This window comes from Phenylobacterium zucineum HLK1, assembly GCF_000017265.1.
In the GTDB taxonomy this organism is placed as follows: domain Bacteria; phylum Pseudomonadota; class Alphaproteobacteria; order Caulobacterales; family Caulobacteraceae; genus Phenylobacterium; species Phenylobacterium zucineum.
Genome location: NC_011144.1, coordinates 671155 through 690763 on the forward strand (window position 1 = coordinate 671155; position 19609 = coordinate 690763).

Sequence of the window (19609 nt, forward strand, 5' to 3'; positions counted from 1 at the left end):
ACGGATGCAGATGAAGTCATGGCGCAGCATGATGCTGGGCACGACCGTGCTGTGCGCGCTCGGCGCCGGCCCGGCGCTGGCCCAGACGGCCGACGACGCCACGGTCGAGGAACTGGTGGTCGTGGGCTCGCAGATCGAGGGCTCCAAGATCACCGCCCCGGTGCCGGTGACGGTGGTGGGCGAGGACCAGATCCGGGCCATCGGCGCGACCAGCGGCGACGACCTCTTCCGGTCGATCCCGCAGATGGGCGACGTCAACTTCAACTCGGCCTACCTGCCGAACTCGTCCAACTCGGCGCGCGGCGACGTGGGCTCGGTCAACCTGCGCAGCCTGGGCGTGGGCAACACCCTGGTGCTGCTGAACGGCCGCCGCGTGGTGGCCCACCCGACCAGCCGGGCCGACGAGAACCTGGTGCCGGTGCTGACCTACAACACCAACGCCATTCCGGTGGGCGGGCTGAAGCGGCTGGAAGTGCTGCGTGACGGCGCCGCCGCCCTCTACGGCTCGGACGCCGTGGCCGGCGTGGTCAACACCGTGCTGCAGGACGACTTCGACGGCCTGCAGATCGACGCGCAGTACGGCGAGGCCGAGGGCACCAACCTCAGCGAGACCGAGTTCAACGTGCTCGCCGGCAAGAACTGGGACCGGGGCAACCTGACCCTGTTCCTGAACTACACCGACCGTTCGTCCCTGCGCGCCTGGGACCAGGAATACACCGCCTCGTCCGACCGCCGCCCGCTGTTCGTGGGCACCCGGTTCGAGGGCGCGGGCAGCCTGGACAGCCGCATCACCCAGACGCCCTGGGGCTCGCTGCAGACCCTGGGTAACGTCGGCGTCCGCCAGAACGGGACGCTGGTCACCTCGAGCGCCGGCGCCTTCCACACCCAGCCCACCGGCTGGGACGGCTGCCGCGTCAGCCTGGGATCCTACTGCATCGACGACGCCGCCCCCGCGACCAGCGGCGCGGACCGCGACCTGCGCTACAACCAGGCCACCTACAACACCTCGGTGATCCCCGAGGTCGAGCGCTTCAACAGCTTCGTGGCGGGCAACTGGGACCTGACCGACGACATCGAGCTGTTCGGCGAGATGGGCTACTACAACGCCGTCAGCCACAGCGTTCAGGGCCCGACCACGACGCTGACGTCGCTGCCGATCACCGTGCCGGCGTCGAACTACTACAATCCCTTCGGCCCGAGCGTGTTCGCCAACGGCCAGGCCAACCCGAACCGCCTGGCGGGCATCAACGCCCCGGCGGCGGGCCTGCCGGTCGTGATCCGCAGCTACGCCTTCGTGGACGTGGGGCCGAACGAGGTCGACGTGAACCTCACCCAGACCCGCTCGCTGCTGGGCCTGCGCGGCGAGAAGCTCGGCTTCCGCTGGGAAGGCGCGTTCGTCTATTCGCGCGCCAAGGCCAAGGACGTGTCGGACGGCATCAGCGCCACCCTGCTCCAGCAGCAGCTCGCGCTCTCGACGCCGGACGCCTACAACCCGTTTAACGGCGGCGACCCGGCCAATCCGAGCATCGGCGACGCCACGCCGTCGTCGCAGGCGGCGATCGACGCTATCTCGATCCGCACGAAGCGGGTTTCCACCAGCTCGCTGGCCCTGGCCGACTTCAAGGTCTCCAAGCCCGACCTGTTCGCCCTGCCGGGCGGCGACGTGGGCTTCGCGGCCGGCGTCGAATGGCGGCGTGAGACCCAGAAGGACGACCGCGACGACCGCCTCGACGGCACCATCGTCTTCACCGACATGGTCACCGGGGCGGTGTATGGCAACGACCTGATCGGCTCGTCGCCCTCGCCCGACACCAAGGGCTCGCGCAAGGTGACCTCGGCGTTCGCCGAGCTGGCCATCCCGGTCGTCTCGCCGGACATGGAGATCCCCTTCGTCCACGCCATCGAGGTGCAGCTCGCCGGCCGCTTCGAGGACTTCTCGGACGTCGGCAGCGTGGCCAAGCCGAAGATCGCGGCGGCCTGGGACATCTTCGACGGCCTGCGGATCCGCGGCTCGTGGGCCGAGGGCTTCAAGGCCCCGAACCTGGAGCAGATCAACGCGACGCTGGTGACCCGCTCGAACACCCGCACCGACTGGGTCCGCTGCGAGGCCGACCTGCGGGCCGGCCGCATCAACGCGTTCTCGGACTGCTCGCGCTCGCAATCCACGACCGCGCGCCGCTCGGGCAACCAGGACCTGAAGCCGGAGGAGAGCGAGAACTTCGGCCTGGGCGTGGTGTTCCAGCCGCGCTTCCTGCCGCCGGAACTCGGAAACGTGACGGTGACCGCCGACTACTGGCGCATCAAGCAGAAGGGCATCGTCGGCCTGTTCGGCGAGGGCAACGCCCTGATCGCCGACTACCTGGCGCGGGTGAACGGGGGCTCGAACCCCGCCGTCGTTCGGGCCGACCCGACGGCGGACGACATCGCCGCCTTCGAGGGCACCGGGCTCGCGCCGGTGGGCTCGGTGCTGTACGTGAGCGACCAGTACCAGAACCTGCTGCCGCAGGAGGCCCGCGGCCTCGACATCGGCGTGATCTGGAACCTGCCGACCGACCGGTTCGGCGACTTCGACTTCGCGTTCAACGCCGCCCACCTGATCAAGTTCTACCGCCAGCCCTCGCCGGCCATCGCCGAGCTGCTCGAGGCGCGGGCCGCGGGCGAGATCAATGCGGGGACGACGATCACCGGCGGCGGCGACCTGATCCGTCAGGACGGCCGTCCGGAGTGGAAGTGGTCGGCCTCGGCGACCTGGCGCTACAACCAGTTCACCGTGGGCGCCTTCACCCAGTACATCGGCGATGTCGAGGACCTGGACCTGACGGACTCCACCGGCAGCAACTGGGTGATCGACTCCCAGATCACGGCGAACCTGTACGCCCAGTACGAGTTCACCGACGGCTGGACCAGCGACACTCGCCTGCGCGTGGGCGTGCGGAACCTCACCGACGAGAAGCCGCCGCTGGCCGAGTCCGGCTACTTCGCCGAGCTGTACCAGCCCTACAGCCGCTACTGGTACGTGAGCGTGCGCAAGTCCTTCTAGGACGGGCGCCGTCCCGGCCGGGTCCCGCGAGGGTCCGGCCGGGCTCGCGGACAGAAAAACGCCCCGGGGAGTGGGGTCCCCGGGGCGTTTCCTTTTGGGCCTTGGCCTTGCGGCCGCGGCTTAGCGGATCAGGCCCGCGCCGAACAGCTTGGCCACCGAGCCCAGCGCCGCGCCCGACTGGTCGCGCTCGCGGATCGAGCCGCCGAAGGTGTAGCGGACGCCGACGCGGAAGGTGTCGGACTCCAGGTCCAGGTCGTTCGAGTCGAAGCGGTCGTAGCCGACCAGCACCGACACCGGCGAGCCGGTGAACTTGTATTCGGCCTCGGCGCCCAAGTTCCAGCCGTCGAAGTCGCCGAAGCGGCTGTCGGCGGTGACGAAGCCGGCCGACGCCTGCAGCTTGAAGTCGTCGGTCACGTACTGGCGCAGCTCGCCCCGGACGGCCCACAGGTCGGCGTCGCCGAGGTCGTCCGAATTGCCGTAGCCGGCCTGGCCGTAGAGGGTGGTGGTCGGGGCCAGGTTGAACTGGCCGTCGACGCCGACGCCCCACAGGGTGACGTCATCGTTGGTCTCGACGCCCGCGAAGCCGCCCAGCAGGCCGCCCGCGACCTGGGTGTTCAGGTGGCCGGTGGCGCCGAACGCGGTGTCGCCTTCGTAGTCGGTGATCGAGCCGTCGATGGCCGCGCCCAGCGAGCCGGCGTCGAAGCGGACCGAGCCTTCGGCCTGCCAGACGTCGCCTTCGGCGTCGCCCAGGACGGTGTCGGCCTCGACGCGGGAATAGTTCGCGCCCACGTGACCGATGGTCTGGGCGTTGGCGGCCACAGCCGACCCGAGGAAGGCCACGACGGCGGCCGCGGCGAACAGGTTCTTCTTCATTGTGATCCCACTCCTAACTTGGGGAGCGGGCACCTAGTGAGCGCCGGGGGAGCGCTCAAGGCGAAGCTGGGCCGTACGACAGCCTTTGCCGCAAGCCTGTGCCATTCGTGCAACAACATGCCCCCTGGCCGCCGTCACGCCGGTGACGTGTTCCGATTTCAAGGGGTGTTACCGAAAATTCATGTTCGGAGAACGCCTCGTCAGACGGTCGCCTCGCCCCACTCGTTCCAGCCCAGGATGCGCGGGGTCTTCGGCAGGTACATGCTGTCGCTGCGCCGGACCTTGAACCCCGCCGCCGCGATGGCCGAGGTCACCGGGCGAGTGATGTGGCAGCCGCCGGCGATCCGCTTCCAGACCGGGTTCACCCGCCGCTGCCAGGCCGCGACGCCCGGGTCGGGCGCCAGGCCGTGCTCGCAGTAGAGGAGGCGGCCGCCGGGCTTCAGGACCCTGCGGGCCTCGGCCAGGGCCTGGGTCGGGGTGTGCACCGAGCAGAGCGTGAACGTGCAGACCACGCAGTCGAAGCTCCTGTCGGGGAACGGCAAGGCCTCGGCGGTCCCGTCCTGCACGTCCACCTTCAGGCGCGGATCGTGCGGGGCGGCCTGGGCGGCGGCGCGCAGCTCGGGGGCGGGATCGACGCCCGTGACGCTCTCGACCTTGCCCGGATCGTAGAAGGCGAGGTTGAGCCCCATGCCGATGCCGAGCTCCAGCACCTTGCCGCTGGCCTGCGGCACGATCTTCTCGCGCTGCTTCATCATCGGCGGCGCCGAGCAGGCGCACTGCAGGAGCTTGGGCAGGATGACCCGGTCGTAGAACGAGGCCATGGCGTCCTCCCTTGTCGTCGTCTCAGGTCAGCTTCTAGGCCAGCTTCACCGTACGGCCTGTCCGCGCCGCCTCATAGATGGCTTGCATGATCCGTCCGAGATCGGCGTCAGCGAAGCTCGTACACCTTGGGGGCGGGGCCGAGCGCGACCGGTCCGAGAGTGGTCTGACCGGCCTGGAAGTAGATGACCGCCCGCGCCACCTCGCCCGCGCCCTCGCGCGCCTCGGCGACGGCGGCGGCCGCGGCGGCCTGCTCCTGGGCGATCACGCCGGTCTCGCCCATGGCGTCCAGCGCCCGCGGCGCCTGGCGCAGGGTCACGTCGAGGCTGCCGGTGACCCGGCCGTCGGCGCCGACGCCGAGCGAGCCCGAACTGGCCCCCAGCACCGCCTCGCCGGCGGTCACCCCGGCCTCGCGCAGGTTCATCCGCCCGCCGGCCCCGGTCCAGCGGCGGACCGCGTCCGGCCAGTCGCGGCCCTGGAAGGCGGAGATCTTCGTCAGCGTGGTGTTCCAGACGATGGACACCGGCCGCTCGCCGGCGATCCGGCCCAGCAGGCCCGCGAGCCGCGCCCGCCCCTCGTCGACGCGGACGGAGACCAGCCCCTCGTCGAGCTCGTCGTTGCCGCGCAGGTGGAACTCCACGCGCTTGGCGGCCTGCAGGCCGAACGGCTGGGCGCCGGCGGCCGGCTGGAAGGCGAGGTCCACGCCCTCGAACGAGAACCTGGGCGGCGTCTCGGAGAGGTGGGTGAGGCTGGCGCGGATCACCTTGCCCGTCACCTGCACCGGACCGCCCACCGGCCGCACGAAGGTCGCGCCCTGCGGGGCGGCGATCACCCAGCTGGTGGGGGAGGAGACGCGGGCCTGGCCCTCCAGCACCGGCGCCTCCAGGCCCCAGCCGGACGGCTCGCGCACCCGCGCCTCGGTCAGGGTGATGTTGAAGCGGAAGGGATAGCCGCCGACCGAGCGCTCCTTCCAGCTGACCTGGTAGCCCGCCCGGCGCAGGGTCTCGACGCCCGCGTCCATCCGCGCCTGCGCCTCGCCGCGGGCCCAGAACCAGGCGGCGGTCCAGGCGATCGCCACGAGCCCGGCGAGGACGAACGGCAGGAAAAGGCCAAGGCGGCTCCGTTTGCGGGGCGGGGTCGGATCGGGCACAGACATTCTTCGGGTGTGAGGCTTTGCGGGTCGGGATGACGGACGAACGTTGGGTCTTCGGCTACGGGTCGCTCATGTGGCGGCCGGGGTTTCCCTTCGCGGAGCGGCAGGCGGCCACCTTACACGGCCGCCGGCGCGCCTTCTGCATCTATTCCGTCCATCACCGCGGCACCTACGAGCGGCCGGGGCTGGTGCTGGGCCTGGCCCCCGGCGGGGCGACCCGCGGCGTGGCCTACCGGGTGGCCGACGGCGACTGGCCGGAGGTCTACGCCTACCTCAAGGACCGCGAGCAGCCCACCGAGACCTACATCGAGGCGAGCCGCGCGGTGCGCCTGGCCGACGGCCGCCGGGCGGCCTCCCTGGTGTTCCTGTCCGACGTGCGCCACCCGCAGTGGGCCGGCGCCCTGTCGCTGGAGCGGCAGGCCGAGCTGATCGCCGGGGCGCGCGGACTGTCGGGCCGCAACGTCGACTACCTGCGCGACCTCGTGGAGCACCTGCGCGAGCTTGGGGTCCGCGACCAGGGCATGGAGCAGCTGCTGGGGCTGGTGGAGGCGCGGGAGCTGGCGGCGGGATAGCCGCCTCTAGAGGCTCATCAGCTCGCGGGAGCGGGTCTCGATGCGCTCTTCGAGGATGCGCATGAACTCGGCGCGCTTCAGGCCCGGGGGAATGGGCTCCAGGTACTCGAAGACGATGACGCCGGGGACGCGCTTGAAGCCGTGGGCGGGCCAGTGGACGCCGGCGTTGGTGGCCACCGGATAGACCGGCACGTCCAGCTCGCGGTAGAGCGCGGCGATCCCGGGCTTGTAGTCGGGCGGGGCGCCGGGCGCCTTGCGGGTGCCTTCCGGGAAGATGACCACCTGCTGGCCGCGGGTGAAGCGCTCCTTACCCTCGCGGATCACCTGGCGCATGGTCTTCGAAGCGCCCTCGCGGTCGATGACGATGGCGCCGGACTTGGCGGCGTACCAGCCGAACCACGGGATCCAGGCCAGCTCCTTCTTCATCACGAAGGCGGTGCGGGGCAGCCAGGTGAACTGGGCGAAGACGTCCAGCATGCACTGGTGCTTGGGCGCGACGAGCGCAGGGCCCGACGGGATGAACTCGCGTCCGCGCACCTCCACCCGGATACCGCAGATCGGCAGCATGCCGACGACGCCCCGGCCCCAGAAATGGAACAGGGCGAAGGTCCAGCGGCGCGGGCCGAGCAGGATGGGCGTGGCCAGCACCGCCACCACCGCCGTCCAGAGATAGAAGAGCGCCACATAGGCGAGGGAGCGGACCGCGGTCACGGCGTGGCCTTCTGCTGCGCCGTCTCGAGCGGCGCTTCGCGGGGCCCGAGCCCCAGCACCGCCTCGCGGCCGAGGATCGCCAGATACTTGCAATACTCGACCACCATCAAGCGGGCGGCCCTCGGCTGTCGCCACCAGTGGCTGGACTTCAGGGCCGGCGTCGGCACGGCGTAGGTCGAAAGCCGCACGCCGGTTCCGTGGAACACCGCCCGCAGCTCGAGCATGGCGCGGGGCATGTGGTAGTCGGCGGTGACGATGGTCAGGCTGCGGTAGCGCATCGCCTCGGTCCACTCGGCGGTCTCGCGGGCGTTGCCGACGGTGTCGGCGGCGGTGAACCCCAGGTCCACGCAGCAGTCGTAGAGCCGGCGCACGGCGCGGGAGAGGTTGCGGATGTCTTCGCGGCTGGCCTCGGGATTGACGCCGGAGACGAGGACCCGCCGGCCGTAGCCGTCCTCTAGGAGGCCGATGGCGGCGGCGATCCGTTCCTTGGAGCCCGCGCCGGTGAGGGCGACGATGCCGTCGGCCGGCGGCGGCAGCCGGGCGGGCGTCGACTGCTGCACCCGGTGCGCGTAGGCGAACAGCCCCGCGAACCAGATCAGCGCCAGCACCAGGAAGGCTGCGACCGACTTCATCCCCTAGAGGTCGCGGATCAGGCGCGTCGCGGTCAAGCGCGCGGCGACCGCCGCCACCCCGGCGGCGAGCAGCGGGCAGGGCAGGACGGCGAGGAGGTCGATCCAGGCGATCGGCAGGGCGGGGGTGATCCCCTCGCCGCCGCCCACGAGGCGCAGCAGGGCGCCCAGCAGGGCCGCGCCGGCCGCGCCGACCGCGCCGGCCACGGCGGCGACGCCGGCGAACCGGAGCTGGAAGAGGCGGGCGATGTAGCCGTCCTCGGCGCCGGCCAGGTGCAGCACCTCGACCACGTCGCGCCGGGCGGCGAGGCCGGCCCGCGTCGCGAAGGCGACCACCGCGCCCGCCGCGACGGCGATCAGCAGGAAGATCCCGGCGCCCGTCCAGCGGACCACTCCGGCCGCGCGGCGGATGTCGTCGAGCCAGACCGAGTGGTCGTCCACCACGGCGTCGAGGCCCTGGGCCTTCAGGGCGCCCGTGAGCTGTTCGCCCGTGGCCGGGGTCTCGCGGTCGAGGGTCACGGCCACCAGGCGCGGCACCGGCAGGTCGTCGAGGTCGCTGACGTCGCCCAGCCAGGGACGGACAAGCTCGTAGGCCTTCTCGCGTTCGAGGGCGCGGGCCTCGGCCACGCCCGGCACGCCGGCCAGGGCCTCGGCGGCGCGGGCGGCGGCGGCGTCGGGCGTCTCGCCGCCGCTGGCCCGGACGATGACGGTGGCCTCGCCGGTGAGCTGGGCGGCCCAGCCGCCGGCGGCGCGGTCGCCGGCGATGACGAACAGCGTCGTCAGGCAGGCCAGGAAGCAGAGCACGGCGATGACGAAGATCAGCGCCGGGTCGCGGGCGTCGCTGCGCGGCAGGAACGGCGCCGGACGCCAGGCGGCGACGTCGAGCGGCGGCTCGGCGGCGCGGACCTTGCGGGTCTGCGTCCTGGTCTGCGCCTGGGGCGTGCGGCTCATGCGGCGGGGCCCTGCGGCGCCAGGGCGGCCAGCCGTCCGCCCTCCAGGTGCAGCACCGGCTTGTTCGCGCGGGCCACCATGTCCTGGTCGTGGGTGGCGATGACGACCGTGGTCCCCAGGCGGTTCAGCTCGACGAACAGGCGGTAGATGCGCAGCGCCATCTCATGGTCCACGTTGCCCGACGGCTCGTCGGCCAGCAGGATCTCGGGACGGTTCACGACGGCGCGGGCGATGGCCAGCCGCTGCTTCTCGCCGCCGGCGAGGGTGGGCGGCAGGGCCCCCATGCGCTTGCCCAGCCCGACCCAGGCGAGCAGCTCGGCGACGTCGCCGCGGTACTCGGACGGCCGGTGGCCGGCGATCCGCAGCGGCAGGGCGGCGTTGTCGAACGCCGACAGGTGGTCGAGCAGCAGCAGGTCCTGGAAGACGACGCCGATCCGGCGCCGGAGCCGCGGAAGCTCGCGATGCGCCACATGGCCGGTGTCCTCGCCGAACAGGCGCACGACGCCGGCCGACGGCCGGGCGGCCAGGTAGATGAGCTTGAGCAGCGAGCTCTTGCCGGCGCCCGACGGGCCGGTGATGAAGTGGAACGAGCCGCGCGGCAGGGCGAACGACAGGCCGGACAGCACCTCGGGCCCGCGGCCATAGCGCATGGACACGTCGTCGAAGCGGACGATTTCGTCGGCGGCCTCCTGGACCGCGGCGGCGTTTGGTTTTCTGGACATGCGGGCCGAAATCGGCGACCTCGGAGTGAGGGTGCTGGAGCGTCCGATTCGGCGTCATGATACTGACCTGTCCAGAGTGCGCCACCAGCTATTTCGTGGACGAGGCGCGGGTGCCGCCGGAAGGCCGGACGGTGAAGTGCTCGTCGTGCGGCAAGCGCTGGCGCGCCTTCCGCGACATGGCCGAGGCCCACCCGGCGCCTGAACCGGCGCCCGCTTCCGACGTCGAGGATTACGAACCCGACCCGCCCGAGCAGATCGTGGCGGTGGGGCCCGACGGGCGCGAGGAGGAGATCGCCCCGCCCGCGGCCGGCGCGGCCGAGGCCCACGTTCAGGCCGCGGACGCGGCCGCCGAACCCGACGCGGAGGAGACCGTTCGCCGCCCCCGCCGCACGCCGCCCCGTCCGACGGCCAGGGCCGGGCGCGCGGGCGCGGGCGCCGCGCTCGCCTGGGCCGGCGTGGCCGCGACCGTGGCGGCGGTGACCGCCGTCGTGATGTTCCGGGCCGAGGTGGCCCGCGTCTGGCCGGCCAGCGCGGGGCTCTTCGCCGCGGTGGGGCTGCCCGCCGACCGCCTGGGCCTGGTGTTCGACGACGTGAAGTCCCAGGCCGCGCTGCAGGGCGGCCGGCCGGTGCTGTCGGTGACGGGGGCGATCCGCAACACCCGCTCTGAGACGGTGACCGCCCCCGCGCTGAAGGTCAGCCTGCTGGACCGGGCCGGCAAGCCGGTGGCCGCGCGCATCGCCCGGCCGCTCAACGCCGACATCCCGCCGGGCGCCAAGCGCTACTTCGCCATCGCCATCCCCGATCCGCCCGCGGGCTCGGCCACCCTGGACATCGCCTTCGAGGCGGAAGGCGCCGCGGCCGCCCCGTCCGCCGCCCAGCCGGTCGAGGCCGTCCTCGGACCCGAGCCCATAGAGGCGCAGCCGCTGCCGGCCGGCCATGGCTGACGCCGAGCCCGTCGTCCTGCTGTCCGAGGTGGAGATCGCCGAGCGGGTGAACGCCCTGGCGCATGCGATCGCGCCGCGCATCGACGACGAGACGGTGGCGGTCTGCCTGCTGACCGGAGGCCTCTGGTTCTGCTCGGACCTGACCCGGGCGCTGGGAAGGCTCGGCCGGTTCGTGCGCTTCGACGCCCTGTGGCTGGCCTCGTACCGCGACGAGCGGATCTCCAGCGGCCGCTGCGAGGTGCGGGCCGACCTTCAGCGGCCGATCGCCGGCCGCAAGGCGCTGGTGGTGGACGACGTGTTCGACACCGGCCTGTCGCTGTCGGAGGCGGCCCGGCTGGTGAGGGACTCCGGCGCGACCGAGGTGCTGACCGCGGTGTTCGCGCGCAAGCCCTGGCCCACGCCCCGCGCCATCGAGCCCGACTTCGTCGCCTGGGAGGCGCCGGCCCGGTTCCTGGTCGGCTACGGCATGGACGCCGCCGGCCAGATGCGGGGCCTGCCGTACATCGGGGCGATGGACTAGGGACCATGCCCGCGCTCACGATCCGCGAGGACGACCTCAGCCACGAGCAGACCCGAGCGCTGCTGGCGCTGCACCTGGCGGGGATGCACGAGACCTCGCCGCCGGAGAACGTCTTCGCCCTGGACCTGTCGGGCCTTCAGCAGCCGGGGATCACCGTCTGGAGCGCCTGGGCGGGCGAGGCGATCGCCGGGATCGGGGCGCTGAAGGCGCTGGACGACCGCACGGGCGAGATCAAGTCGATGCGGACCCATCCCGACCACCTGCGCAAGGGCGTGGGCGCGGCGATCCTGGACCACATCGTCGCCGAGGCGCGCCGGCGCGGGCTGACGCGGCTGAGCCTGGAGACCGGCCGCGGGCCCGCCTTCGAGCCGGCGCTGGGCATGTACCGGACGCGCGGCTTCGCGCCGGGCGAGGCGTTCGCCGACTACCGGCCGAACGCCTTCAGCCAGTTCATGCACCTCGACCTTTGAAAGGGGACCTGTGACGGCGCCTCACAGCCAGGGCGCGGGCCGCTCGCGCGCCAGCATGTCGTCATAGGTCGGCCGCGGGCGGACCACGGCGAACTCGGCGCCCTTCACCAGCACTTCGGGGACCAGCAGGCGCGAGTTGTACTCGCTGGCCATCGCCGCCCCGTAGGCCCCGGCGGTCATGAACGCCACGAGGTCGCCCGGCTCCAGCGGCGGCAGGGCCCGGTCGCGGGTGAAGGTGTCGCCGGTCTCGCAGACCGGGCCCACCACGTCGTAGGGACGCGCCTCGCCCTCGCGCGGCCGCACCGCCCGGATGTCGTGGTAGGCGTCGTACATGGCCGGCCGGATCAGGTCGTTCATGGCCGCGTCGAGCACCAGGAAGCGCCGCCCCTCGGGCCGCTCGTGGACGTGGGTCACGCCGGCGATCAGCACGCCGGCGTTGGCGGCGATCATCCGCCCGGGCTCGAAGGCGAGGCCGACGTCCAGACCGCCCACCGTCTCGGCGATCATGGCGGCGTAGTCGTCGGGGGACGGCGGTTCGGGCTGGTTGAAGTAGGGCACGCCGAGGCCGCCGCCGAGGTCCAGGCGCTCGACCCGCAGGCCCTCGCGCTGGAGGCGCTCGACGAGGCCGCGCATCTTGGCGAAGGCCTCGGCCATGGGCGCAAGGTCGGTGATCTGGCTGCCGATGTGGCAGGCCACGCCCACGGGGCGGACGCCGGCCAGGTTCGAGGCCTTGGCGTAGAGGCGCTCGGCCTCGGAGAACGAGACGCCGAACTTGTTCTCGGACTTGCCGGTTGAGATCTTCTCGTGCCCGCCGGCCTGCACGTCGGGGTTCACCCGGATGGCGATCTGCGCCCGCACGCCCAGGCGCTGGGCGACCCGGTCGACGAGGTCGAGCTCGGGCTCGGATTCGACGTTGATCTCGGCCACCCCGGCCTGCAGCGCGAAGGCCACCTCGGCCTCGGTCTTGCCGACGCCGGAGAAGACGATGCGCTCGGGCGGCACGCCCGCGGCGAGCGCCCGCCGCACCTCGCCCTCGGAGACGACGTCCGCCCCGGCGCCCAGGCGCGCGAGGGTGCGCAGCACGGCGACGTTGGAGTTGGCCTTCACGGCGAAGGCGATCAGCGGATCCTTCACCCCGTGCGCCACGAGGGCGTCGCGCAGCACGGTGTAGTGCCGCTCTAGCGTGGCGGACGAATAGACGTAGACCGGCGTGCCGACCGCCTGCGCAATGCGCGCCAGCGGCACGTCCTCGCAGAAGAGCTCGCCCCCGCGGAGCTCGAAATGGTTCATCGGCGCGGGTTGGCGTACGGGTCGGGCAGGGCGCCCTGGGGCGCGGTGCGGCCGGGGTTCGGCGAGGTGCCCTCGATCGGCAGGGTGCGCGGCGGCGCCGGGTCGGTCGAGCGGTCGCGCGGATCGACGGTGTCCACGGGACGGGCGGGGTCGCGCTTGCGCTGGGCGTTGTCGGCGTCGCGGGTGGTGTTGCGCTCGGCGCCGAACAGCGGGCCGGGGCGCTCCAGCTGGCCCATCTTGCCGCAGCCGGCGAGGCCGGCGGCCAGGATCAGGACGAGCGCCGCGGCGCCGGTTTGGATTTTGCGGCTCATGCCAGGAGGTCCTTCCAACGCTTGATCTGGGCCCGCACCTGGTCGGGCGCGGTTCCGCCGTAGCTGCGGCGGCTGCGCGCCGAGGCCTCGGGCGTCAGCACATCGTAGACCGAAGCCGTGATCCTGGGGTCCAGCTTCTGCAGCTCGTCCAGAGAAAGTTGCGAAAGCTCCTGGCCCAGCTCCTCGGCCCGCTTCACGGCCGCGCCGGTCACGTGGTGGGCGTCGCGGAAGGGCAGGTTCAGCTCGCGCACCAGCCAGTCGGCGAGGTCGGTGGCGGTCGAGAAGCCCGAGCCGGCCGCCCGGGCCATCGCCGCCACGTTCGGCTGCAGGTCGGCGACCATGCCGGCCATGGCGCGCAGCGACAGCTCGAGCGCGTCGAAGGCCTCGAAGGTGGGGACCTTGTCCTCCTGCATGTCCTTCGAATAGGTCAGCGGCAGCCCCTTCATCACCACCGCCAGCTGCTGGAAGCTGGCGAGCAGCCGGCCGGCCTTGGCCCGGACCAGTTCGGCGGCGTCGGGGTTCTTCTTCTGCGGCATGATCGACGAGCCGGTCGTGAAGGCGTCGGACAGCCTCACGAAGCCGAACTGCGGCGTCATCCAGATCACGATCTCCTCGGCCAGCCGCGACAGGTGGATGGCGCAGATCGAGCCGGCGGCCAGGCTCTCCAGGGCGAAGTCGCGGTCGGAGACGCTGTCCAGGGAGTTGGCCGTGGGCCGGTCGAAGCCCAGCGCGGCGGCCGTCATCTGGCGGTCGATCGGGAAGGGCGAACCGGCCAGGGCGGCGGCGCCCAGCGGGCTCTCGTTCATCCGCGCCCGGGCGTCGGCGAAGCGCGCGGCGTCGCGGCCGAACATCTCCACATAGGCCATCAGGTGGTGGCCGACGGTCACCGGCTGGGCCGGCTGCAGGTGGGTGAAGCCGGGCATGATCGCGTCGGCGTGGGCCTCGGCCTTGGCGAGCAGGGCGCCCTGCAGAGCCCTGAGCTGCCCGATCGTCCGGTCGCAGGCGTCGCGGACCCACATGCGGAAGTCGAGCGCCACCTGGTCGTTGCGCGAGCGGGCGGTGTGCAGCCGGCCGGCGGCGGGCCCGATCAGCTCGCGCAGCCGGGCCTCCACGTTCATGTGGATGTCCTCGAACTCGTCGCGGAAGGGGAAGGTCCCCTCGGCCATCTCGCGCTCGATGGCGGCCAGGCCCTCCTGGATCTGCGCCTCGTCCTCGCTTGAAATGACTCCCGCCTTGAGCAACATCGCCGCGTGCGCGCGGGACCCCGCCAGGTCCTGCGCCGCAAGGCGCTTGTCGAACCCGATGGAGACGTTGATCGCCTGCATCAATTCGGCGGGCTTGTCCGTAAACCGACCGCCCCACATGGCTTGTCCCGTGGGCGCCTGTCCCGTAGGCGTCTGGCCCGCCGGAGCGGTCCCGCCGGGCGCATCAGAGGAGTTGTCGGTCATATGAGCGAAGGTCCAGCGGCCAGCACCAAACCCAGGAGCGTCCTGACGTGGGCCCTCTGGGGCGCAGCCCTCCTGGGCGTCGCGGCGGTTCTCTACATCATCGCTCAGGCTTCCACCAAGCCGGCGGCGACGACGGCGGGCGCGCCGGCGGCCAAGACCCTGATGAGCAAGTGGACTCCGCCCGAGGCGCCGACCGCGCCGCCGGACTACGCGTTCTATGACGAGGCGGGCAAGCCGGTGCGCATCGCCGACTTCAAGGGCAAGGTCGTGGTGATGAACATCTGGGCGACTTGGTGCGCCCCCTGCAAGGTCGAGATGCCGACGCTGGCCAAGCTGCAGGCGGCCTACGCGGGCCAGCCCGTCGAGGTGGTGGCGGTCAGCATCGATTCCGCCGGCGAGGCGGCGGCGGCCAAGCTGTTCATCGCCAGCAACGACCCGCTGAAGTTCTACCACGACCGCGAGATGAAGCTGCCGTTCCGCCTGCAGCCGCCCGCCCAGGGCGCGCCGACGACGGTGATCTACGGCAAGGACGGCATGGAGATGGGCCGCGTGGCCGGAGAGGCCGACTGGGCCGGCGCCGAGGCCCGCGCCCTGGTGGACAAGGCCCTGGCCGCGGACTGAGAGCTCGGGGCGGGCCTCAGGCCGCCTCGGATTCCTTGACCCGTTCGGGCGCGACCGTACGCAGCAGGCTGACCAGCGAGCTGCGGGCCTCGGGCGCGAGCCGCTCGTAGGCCGCCAGCAGCTCGAGCGCGCCCGGCGTGCGCATGCGGGTCAGGAGGTCGAGGTCCGTGGCGGTCTCGCGGTCGGGCCCGTCGAACACGTCCATCAGGTCGGTGACGCGGCAGCGCAGGGCGCGCGCGATCTGGACCAGCCGCGAGAAGGAGATCCGGTTGGCGCCGTTCTCGTACTTCTGGATCTGCTGGAAGCTGACCCCGCACTGCTCGGCCAGCGCCTCCTGCGACATGCCGATCGTCCGCCGCCGGATGCGGACCGCGGCTCCGAGAGCAATGTCCATCGGGTCGGGCGCCTTGGTGGACGTCTCGGACATGAATTCTCCCTCCATAGCCCCGGACAACGTACAAGCGGCTCCCCCCGAACCGCGTTATCCAGACTTTCCAATAAAGGCCCTTGTTGCAGCCCTGCAAAGCTTTTTCCGAGCCGCAGGGCGGCGGATGCAACCTCGGCCGTGGCTCGGGTGTTGCACAGCCATGCCGGGGCCAGCGGACGTGTGGTGGGACGACCTGCGGCAGGAGGCCGAGCTTCCGCCGGCCCCGCCGCCTGCCCGGCGCAAGGCCCCGCTGGTGGCCGGCGCGCTGGCGGCCGTGGCGCTTTCGGGCGGGCTGGCCTGGTGGTTCGCCTCGCCCTCCGAACCGTCCTTCCAGAACCAGATCGAGGTCCGGCCGCCGCCGGCGCCCATCCGCCTCGCCGGCCCGACCGCCGACGCCGAGCAGGTGCGGCGCGCCTACGAGGAGTTCGGCCTCGTCTACGCCAACAGCGGCCCCGAGGGCCTCGCCCGCTTCGCCGAGAGCTGCGCGCAGTCGCTGCGGGGCGATCCGCGCATCCTGGACTTCTGCCTGGCCTTCGACCTGTTCACCGGCGCGGTGCGGGACGAGCCGGCGGGCAAGAGCGGCGCGCGCCGGCTGGCGATGGTGCAGGCGGCCCTGCCGGACGCCGACCCGGACGCACGCATCGCCGAGGTGCAGCGCCTGATGCGGGACGTGACGGGGATCGCGCCAGCGGCCGAGACGACGCCGGCGGCGCAGGCGGCGGGACCACCCGCGCCCGCCGCGCCTTCCGATGCGTCCGCGCCGCCGCGCCCGGCGCCCGCGCGCAAGGCCGCCTCGCCCTGCCGGGGCCTGCCCACCGCCGACCGCCTCGTCTGCCAGAGCCCGACGCTGAAGGTCCAGGACCGGCGGATGAAGGCGGCCTACGAGCGCGCGCTCGCCGCGGGCGCCGATCCGCTGGCCATCGACCGCGGCCAGGCCGAGTGGCGGGCGCAGCGCGAGGCCGCCGGCAGCCGCGCCGAACTCGCCGACCTCTACGCGCGCCGCGTGCGCGAGCTGAACGCCGCGGCCGAAGCCGCGCGGACCACGCCGCCCACCTGACCGGCCGGTTAAGCTCTTGGTGACCGAAGCACCCCCGAGTCTGCCGGGTCGGGGCAGCAGTCTTCGGGACCCATGCGAGTAATCCGTTCACATCCTCCTTTCGACCATGGCGCGGCGCTGCGCGTGCCGCCGCCGCACGACCGCAAGAGCTGGGCCGTGCTGTGGAGCTGGCTGGGCGACGAGGCCCAGGCCGTCGCCGAGGCCGCCGCCGTCCAGGTCCGCACCCCCGAGGGACCGGTCGTCGCCCACTGTGGCGACTGGATCGTCCTGTCCCATTCCGGCTCGTTCCACGTGGCCCACGCCCTGCGGGCCTGCGACGCCTGACCCGGGCGCGGGCGGGCCCTTGAACGGGCGCCCGCCGGCCCTAGATGCCCTTCCCGTCCAACAGAAAAGGGGAGGCACGATGAAGACGGTGTCCGTTACGCCCGCCGACCTCGGCTGGGCCGTCCGATCCGACGGGATCGACAACGAGATGATCTTCCGCAGCGGGGCCAGGGCCGAGGCCGCGGGCCGCCGCGTGGCCCAGGCGCTCGCCGCCGCGGGCTTTCCGGTGAAGCTGCACGTCCACGCGCGGGACGGCAGCCTGGCGGGGCGCTTCGTGTGCCCGCCGCTCTCCGGGGCGGAGCCGGAGCCGACCCCGGCTTGACCCGGGTCAAGGCGGCCGGCCGGGGAGCGGGACACGCTCGCCCGCGGAGGCCGCCATGACCGCCCTCGCCGCACGCCCGCCATGCCCCAGCGCCCGCCGGCTCCCGCGCGAGGCGCGCCTTGGCCGCTGAGCTCTCCGGCGCCGAGCTCTCCCGCCTGGTGTGGGAGGCCAAGTACCGGGCCCCCGGAGAGGCCGCGGTCGCCGACACCTGGGCCCGCATCGCCGCCGCGACCGCCGCAGTGGAGCGCGAACCGGGGCTCTGGCGAGGACGGTTTCGGGCCTTGCTGGAGGACTTCCGCTTCCTCCCCGGCGGGCGGATCCAGGCGGGGGCGGGCGATCCCGCCGCGGTGCTGTTCAACTGCTTCGTCCTGCCCGCATTCGGGCCTGGACCCGGGGCCGAGGCCGACCGGGCGCTGGACGCCCTGCGGGAGGCGGTGGCGACCCTCCGGGCGGGCGGCGGCGTCGGCTGCGACGTCTCGGGGGCGCCGCCGGCCGGCGCGGCCGCGGAGCGGGGGCCGCCGGCGCCGGGGCCCGTCGGCTACCTGCACCTGTGGGACGCCGCGTGCCGCGTGTTCCTGGCCGGCGCGACGCGTCAGGGCGCGCTGATGGGCGCGCTCCGCTGCGACCACCCGGACGTGGAGGCCTTCGCCGCGGCCAAGACCGCGCCCGGCGCGCTCAGCCGGTTCAACCTCTCTGTGGCGGTGACCGAGGCCTTCATGGCGGCGGTCGCGGCGGACGCCGACTGGCCGCTGAGGTTCCCCGTGGAGACGGGCCCCGTGGTGCGCACGGTCCGCGCCCGGGGCCTCTGGACCCGCATCCTGCGCTGCGCCTACGAGACCGGCGATCCGGGGGTGCTGTTTATCGACCGGATCAACGCGGAGAACCCGCTGGCCTGGCGCGAGCGGCTGGCGGCGACCAACCCCTGCGGCGAGGTCCCGCTGCCCGACTACGGCGCCTGCGACCTGGGCTCGCTGAACCTGACGCGCTTCGTCGCCGCGCCCTTCACGCCCGAGGCGCGCCTGGACCTGGCCGGCCTGGCAGAGGCGGCGGCGGCGGCGGTGCGCCTGCTGGACGACGTCATCGACATCTCGGCCTTCCCGCTCGCCGCCCAGGCCGACGAGGCGCGGGCCACGCGCCGGATCGGCCTCGGGATCACCGGCCTGGCCGACGCCCTGGTGATGCTGGGGCTGCGGTACGGCGAGGCGGCGTCGCTGCGGGCGGCCGGTGAAGCGATGCGCACGATCCGCGACGCGGCCTACGGCGCCTCGGCCGGGCTGGCGCGGGAGAAGGGCGCCTTCCCCGCCTGCGAGGCGGAGCGGCTGCTGGCCGGGCCGTTCGCGCGGCGCCTGCCGGAACCGCTGCGCGCGGCCATCGCGCGGCACGGGCTGCGCAATAGCCACCTGCTCGCCGTCGCGCCCGCCGGATCGATCAGCCTGCTGGCGGGCGGGATCTCGCCCGGGCTGGAGCCGATCTTCGCCGCCGTGCAGGAACGGACCCTGCGCACGAGCCCCGGGGAGACCCGCGCCGTCCGCTGGACGGCCGCCTCGGTGGCGCTGTGGCGGCGCGCGACGGGCGAGGCCGCCGGCCTTCCGCCGGCGTTCGCGGCGGCCCACGACATCCCCGCGGACGCGCACCTCGACATGCAGGCGGCGCTGCAGCCTTACGTGGACCAGGCGATCTCGAAGACCGTCAACGTCCCGGTCGAGACCCCCTTCGAGGACTTCGCGCGGATCTACGCCGGGGCGCACGCGCGGGGGCTGAAGGGCTGCACCGCCTTCCGGCCGGCGCGCGCGCAGGTGATCGCCGCGGCGCCCGGCGGGTGTCCGGGCTAGGCCTGGGCGGCGCCCTTCACGAGGTGGACGGTCGAGGCCTGGGGCCCCTTCACGCCTTCGCTCTCGGCGAAGCGGACCCGGTCGCCGACGGCGAGGTGCTCGAAGCCGCCGTTCACCAGGGCGTTGCGGTGGAAGTAGATCTCGCGGCCGTCGTCGCTCTCGAGGAAGCCGTAGCCCTCGTCGGTGAACAGCCGGGCGATCCGGCCCTGCGGCGGCTCCTCGTGAACCTTCACGTCGCCGCGCTGGCGGCGGTAGCGGTCCTGCAGCCGCCGGCGGGCGGCGGCGAAGGCGTCGCGCACCGCGACGAAGGCGTCCTCGTGTGCGTGGTCCTGGGGCGGGTTGCGGTCGATCATCACGTCGGCCTCGCCGGGCGCGGTGATCTGCAGGCGCACGGCGTAGAGGTCGCCGTGCCGGCGGCGGTGGGCCCGGCCGATCACGGCCACGCGGCACGAGGTGATCCGGTCGTGGAAGCGTTCGAGCTTCTCGGCCTCGCGCTCGATCCGGCGCTTCAGCGCCTCGCTGGGCTCAAGGCCCCCTTCGAAGGTGATCTGCAGCGGCAGTTGCATGGGGGTC

General features: G+C 73.0%; 22 protein-coding genes. 10 read left to right on the forward strand and 12 right to left on the reverse strand.

Annotation, left to right across the window (positions count from 1 at the left end; translation table 11 throughout):
* Positions 1–4 precede the first annotated feature (4 nt).
* Complete coding sequence (locus PHZ_RS03360) at positions 5–3040, forward strand: TonB-dependent receptor plug domain-containing protein (protein WP_012521185.1); 3036 nt, start codon at positions 5–7, stop codon at positions 3038–3040.
* A 120-nt stretch (positions 3041–3160) separates the two neighbouring features.
* On the opposite strand, the gene PHZ_RS03365 is transcribed toward PHZ_RS03360, so the two are convergent.
* The 3 genes from PHZ_RS03365 to PHZ_RS03375 form a co-directional block, all read right to left on the reverse strand.
* A complete protein-coding gene (locus tag PHZ_RS03365) occupies positions 3161–3913 on the reverse strand; it encodes an outer membrane protein (protein ID WP_041373088.1) in 753 nt (250 codons plus the stop codon).
* A 200-nt stretch (positions 3914–4113) separates the two neighbouring features.
* Positions 4114–4734: a class I SAM-dependent methyltransferase gene (locus PHZ_RS03370; RefSeq protein WP_012521186.1), complete on the reverse strand. Its 621-nt coding sequence runs from the start codon at positions 4732–4734 to the stop codon at positions 4114–4116.
* A 107-nt stretch (positions 4735–4841) separates the two neighbouring features.
* Positions 4842–5882 carry a DUF2125 domain-containing protein gene (locus PHZ_RS03375; RefSeq protein ID WP_049758122.1) on the reverse strand — a complete coding sequence of 347 codons (1041 nt, stop codon included), beginning with the start codon at positions 5880–5882 and terminating at the stop codon, positions 4842–4844.
* A 35-nt stretch (positions 5883–5917) separates the two neighbouring features.
* On the opposite strand from PHZ_RS03375, the gene PHZ_RS03380 reads away from it, so the two are divergent.
* Positions 5918–6457, forward strand: a complete 540-nt coding sequence (locus PHZ_RS03380) for a gamma-glutamylcyclotransferase (protein WP_012521188.1) — start codon at positions 5918–5920, stop codon at positions 6455–6457.
* 6 nt (positions 6458–6463) lie between these two features.
* Here PHZ_RS03380 and PHZ_RS03385 read toward each other — a convergent pair whose 3' ends face one another.
* From PHZ_RS03385 to PHZ_RS03400, 4 genes are read right to left on the reverse strand one after another with little or no spacing between them, the layout of a single operon-like run.
* Complete coding sequence (locus tag PHZ_RS03385; protein ID WP_012521189.1) at positions 6464–7168, reverse strand: lysophospholipid acyltransferase family protein; 705 nt, start codon at positions 7166–7168, stop codon at positions 6464–6466.
* On the reverse strand, positions 7165–7800 hold the full coding sequence (locus PHZ_RS03390; RefSeq protein WP_012521190.1) for a YdcF family protein: 636 nt from the start codon (positions 7798–7800) through the stop codon (positions 7165–7167). The genes PHZ_RS03385 and PHZ_RS03390 overlap by 4 nt, the downstream gene beginning before the upstream one ends.
* Before the next feature lie 3 nt (positions 7801–7803).
* Positions 7804–8748, reverse strand: a complete 945-nt coding sequence (locus tag PHZ_RS03395; RefSeq protein ID WP_012521191.1) for a cell division protein FtsX — start codon at positions 8746–8748, stop codon at positions 7804–7806.
* Positions 8745–9470, reverse strand: coding sequence for a cell division ATP-binding protein FtsE (locus PHZ_RS03400; RefSeq protein ID WP_148216777.1), 726 nt, complete (start codon positions 9468–9470; stop codon positions 8745–8747). Before PHZ_RS03400 ends, PHZ_RS03395 begins: the two co-directional genes overlap by 4 nt.
* Before the next feature lie 56 nt (positions 9471–9526).
* On the opposite strand from PHZ_RS03400, the gene PHZ_RS03405 reads away from it, so the two are divergent.
* Genes PHZ_RS03405 through PHZ_RS03415 form a run of 3 tightly spaced genes read left to right on the forward strand, consistent with a single transcriptional unit; the run spans position 9527 to position 11404 of the window.
* Positions 9527–10414, forward strand: coding sequence for a DUF3426 domain-containing protein (locus PHZ_RS03405; protein WP_012521193.1), 888 nt, complete (start codon positions 9527–9529; stop codon positions 10412–10414).
* Positions 10407–10934 (forward strand): phosphoribosyltransferase, encoded by a 528-nt coding sequence (locus PHZ_RS03410; protein ID WP_012521194.1) that lies wholly within the window; start codon positions 10407–10409, stop codon positions 10932–10934. Before PHZ_RS03405 ends, PHZ_RS03410 begins: the two co-directional genes overlap by 8 nt.
* A gap of 5 nt (positions 10935–10939) precedes the next feature.
* Positions 10940–11404: a GNAT family N-acetyltransferase gene (locus tag PHZ_RS03415; RefSeq protein WP_012521195.1), complete on the forward strand. Its 465-nt coding sequence runs from the start codon at positions 10940–10942 to the stop codon at positions 11402–11404.
* A gap of 21 nt (positions 11405–11425) precedes the next feature.
* Here PHZ_RS03415 and lysA read toward each other — a convergent pair whose 3' ends face one another.
* The 3 genes from lysA to argH are packed head-to-tail and all read right to left on the reverse strand — an operon-like array spanning position 11426 to position 14453.
* Entirely contained in the window at positions 11426–12694 is a 1269-nt protein-coding gene (lysA, locus tag PHZ_RS03420) for a diaminopimelate decarboxylase (RefSeq protein ID WP_012521196.1), read from the reverse strand.
* The gene (locus PHZ_RS03425) at positions 12691–13005 is read right to left on the reverse strand and encodes a hypothetical protein (RefSeq protein ID WP_041373090.1); all 315 of its coding nucleotides are present in this window, start codon (positions 13003–13005) and stop codon (positions 12691–12693) included. The genes lysA and PHZ_RS03425 overlap by 4 nt, the downstream gene beginning before the upstream one ends.
* Positions 13002–14453, reverse strand: a complete 1452-nt coding sequence (argH, locus tag PHZ_RS03430) for an argininosuccinate lyase (RefSeq protein ID WP_187149096.1) — start codon at positions 14451–14453, stop codon at positions 13002–13004. The genes PHZ_RS03425 and argH overlap by 4 nt, the downstream gene beginning before the upstream one ends.
* Here argH and PHZ_RS03435 point away from each other — a divergent pair, their 5' ends adjacent.
* Positions 14454–15074 carry a TlpA family protein disulfide reductase gene (locus PHZ_RS03435; RefSeq protein ID WP_012521198.1) on the forward strand — a complete coding sequence of 207 codons (621 nt, stop codon included), beginning with the start codon at positions 14454–14456 and terminating at the stop codon, positions 15072–15074.
* 16 nt (positions 15075–15090) lie between these two features.
* On the opposite strand, the gene PHZ_RS03440 is transcribed toward PHZ_RS03435, so the two are convergent.
* Positions 15091–15501: a helix-turn-helix domain-containing protein gene (locus PHZ_RS03440; RefSeq protein WP_012521199.1), complete on the reverse strand. Its 411-nt coding sequence runs from the start codon at positions 15499–15501 to the stop codon at positions 15091–15093.
* A gap of 160 nt (positions 15502–15661) precedes the next feature.
* Here PHZ_RS03440 and PHZ_RS03445 point away from each other — a divergent pair, with 160 nt between their 5' ends.
* The 4 genes from PHZ_RS03445 (at position 15662) to PHZ_RS03460 (ending at position 19036) form a co-directional block, all read left to right on the forward strand.
* Positions 15662–16558 carry a lysozyme inhibitor LprI family protein gene (locus PHZ_RS03445; protein WP_041373095.1) on the forward strand — a complete coding sequence of 299 codons (897 nt, stop codon included), beginning with the start codon at positions 15662–15664 and terminating at the stop codon, positions 16556–16558.
* 123 nt (positions 16559–16681) lie between these two features.
* Entirely contained in the window at positions 16682–16882 is a 201-nt protein-coding gene (locus PHZ_RS03450) for a hypothetical protein (RefSeq protein WP_041373096.1), read from the forward strand.
* Between the two features lie 79 nt (positions 16883–16961).
* Positions 16962–17204, forward strand: a complete 243-nt coding sequence (locus PHZ_RS03455; protein ID WP_041373097.1) for a DUF2188 domain-containing protein — start codon at positions 16962–16964, stop codon at positions 17202–17204.
* A gap of 119 nt (positions 17205–17323) precedes the next feature.
* Complete coding sequence (locus PHZ_RS03460) at positions 17324–19036, forward strand: adenosylcobalamin-dependent ribonucleoside-diphosphate reductase (RefSeq protein WP_012521201.1); 1713 nt, start codon at positions 17324–17326, stop codon at positions 19034–19036.
* On the opposite strand, the gene PHZ_RS03465 is transcribed toward PHZ_RS03460, so the two are convergent.
* On the reverse strand, positions 19033–19602 hold the full coding sequence (locus PHZ_RS03465; protein ID WP_012521202.1) for an HPF/RaiA family ribosome-associated protein: 570 nt from the start codon (positions 19600–19602) through the stop codon (positions 19033–19035). The genes PHZ_RS03460 and PHZ_RS03465 overlap by 4 nt on opposite strands.
* Positions 19603–19609 lie beyond the last annotated feature (7 nt).

Coding starts and splice junctions, on each gene's coding strand:
- PHZ_RS03415 (WP_012521195.1), top strand. CDS start 10,940: ATGCCCGCGCTCACGATCCGCGAGGACGACCTCAGCCACGAGCAGACC.
- argH (WP_187149096.1), bottom strand. CDS start 14,453: ATGACCGACAACTCCTCTGATGCGCCCGGCGGGACCGCTCCGGCGGGC.
- PHZ_RS03395 (WP_012521191.1), bottom strand. CDS start 8,748: ATGAGCCGCACGCCCCAGGCGCAGACCAGGACGCAGACCCGCAAGGTC.
- PHZ_RS03370 (WP_012521186.1), bottom strand. CDS start 4,734: ATGGCCTCGTTCTACGACCGGGTCATCCTGCCCAAGCTCCTGCAGTGC.
- PHZ_RS03405 (WP_012521193.1), top strand. CDS start 9,527: ATGATACTGACCTGTCCAGAGTGCGCCACCAGCTATTTCGTGGACGAG.
- PHZ_RS03440 (WP_012521199.1), bottom strand. CDS start 15,501: ATGTCCGAGACGTCCACCAAGGCGCCCGACCCGATGGACATTGCTCTC.
- PHZ_RS03410 (WP_012521194.1), top strand. CDS start 10,407: ATGGCTGACGCCGAGCCCGTCGTCCTGCTGTCCGAGGTGGAGATCGCC.
- PHZ_RS03360 (WP_012521185.1), top strand. CDS start 5: ATGCAGATGAAGTCATGGCGCAGCATGATGCTGGGCACGACCGTGCTG.
- PHZ_RS03390 (WP_012521190.1), bottom strand. CDS start 7,800: ATGAAGTCGGTCGCAGCCTTCCTGGTGCTGGCGCTGATCTGGTTCGCG.
- PHZ_RS03400 (WP_148216777.1), bottom strand. CDS start 9,470: ATGTCCAGAAAACCAAACGCCGCCGCGGTCCAGGAGGCCGCCGACGAA.
- PHZ_RS03425 (WP_041373090.1), bottom strand. CDS start 13,005: ATGAGCCGCAAAATCCAAACCGGCGCCGCGGCGCTCGTCCTGATCCTG.
- PHZ_RS03445 (WP_041373095.1), top strand. CDS start 15,662: ATGCCGGGGCCAGCGGACGTGTGGTGGGACGACCTGCGGCAGGAGGCC.
- lysA (WP_012521196.1), bottom strand. CDS start 12,694: ATGAACCATTTCGAGCTCCGCGGGGGCGAGCTCTTCTGCGAGGACGTG.
- PHZ_RS03365 (WP_041373088.1), bottom strand. CDS start 3,913: ATGAAGAAGAACCTGTTCGCCGCGGCCGCCGTCGTGGCCTTCCTCGGG.
- PHZ_RS03380 (WP_012521188.1), top strand. CDS start 5,918: ATGACGGACGAACGTTGGGTCTTCGGCTACGGGTCGCTCATGTGGCGG.
- PHZ_RS03435 (WP_012521198.1), top strand. CDS start 14,454: ATGAGCGAAGGTCCAGCGGCCAGCACCAAACCCAGGAGCGTCCTGACG.
- PHZ_RS03465 (WP_012521202.1), bottom strand. CDS start 19,602: ATGCAACTGCCGCTGCAGATCACCTTCGAAGGGGGCCTTGAGCCCAGC.
- PHZ_RS03455 (WP_041373097.1), top strand. CDS start 16,962: ATGAAGACGGTGTCCGTTACGCCCGCCGACCTCGGCTGGGCCGTCCGA.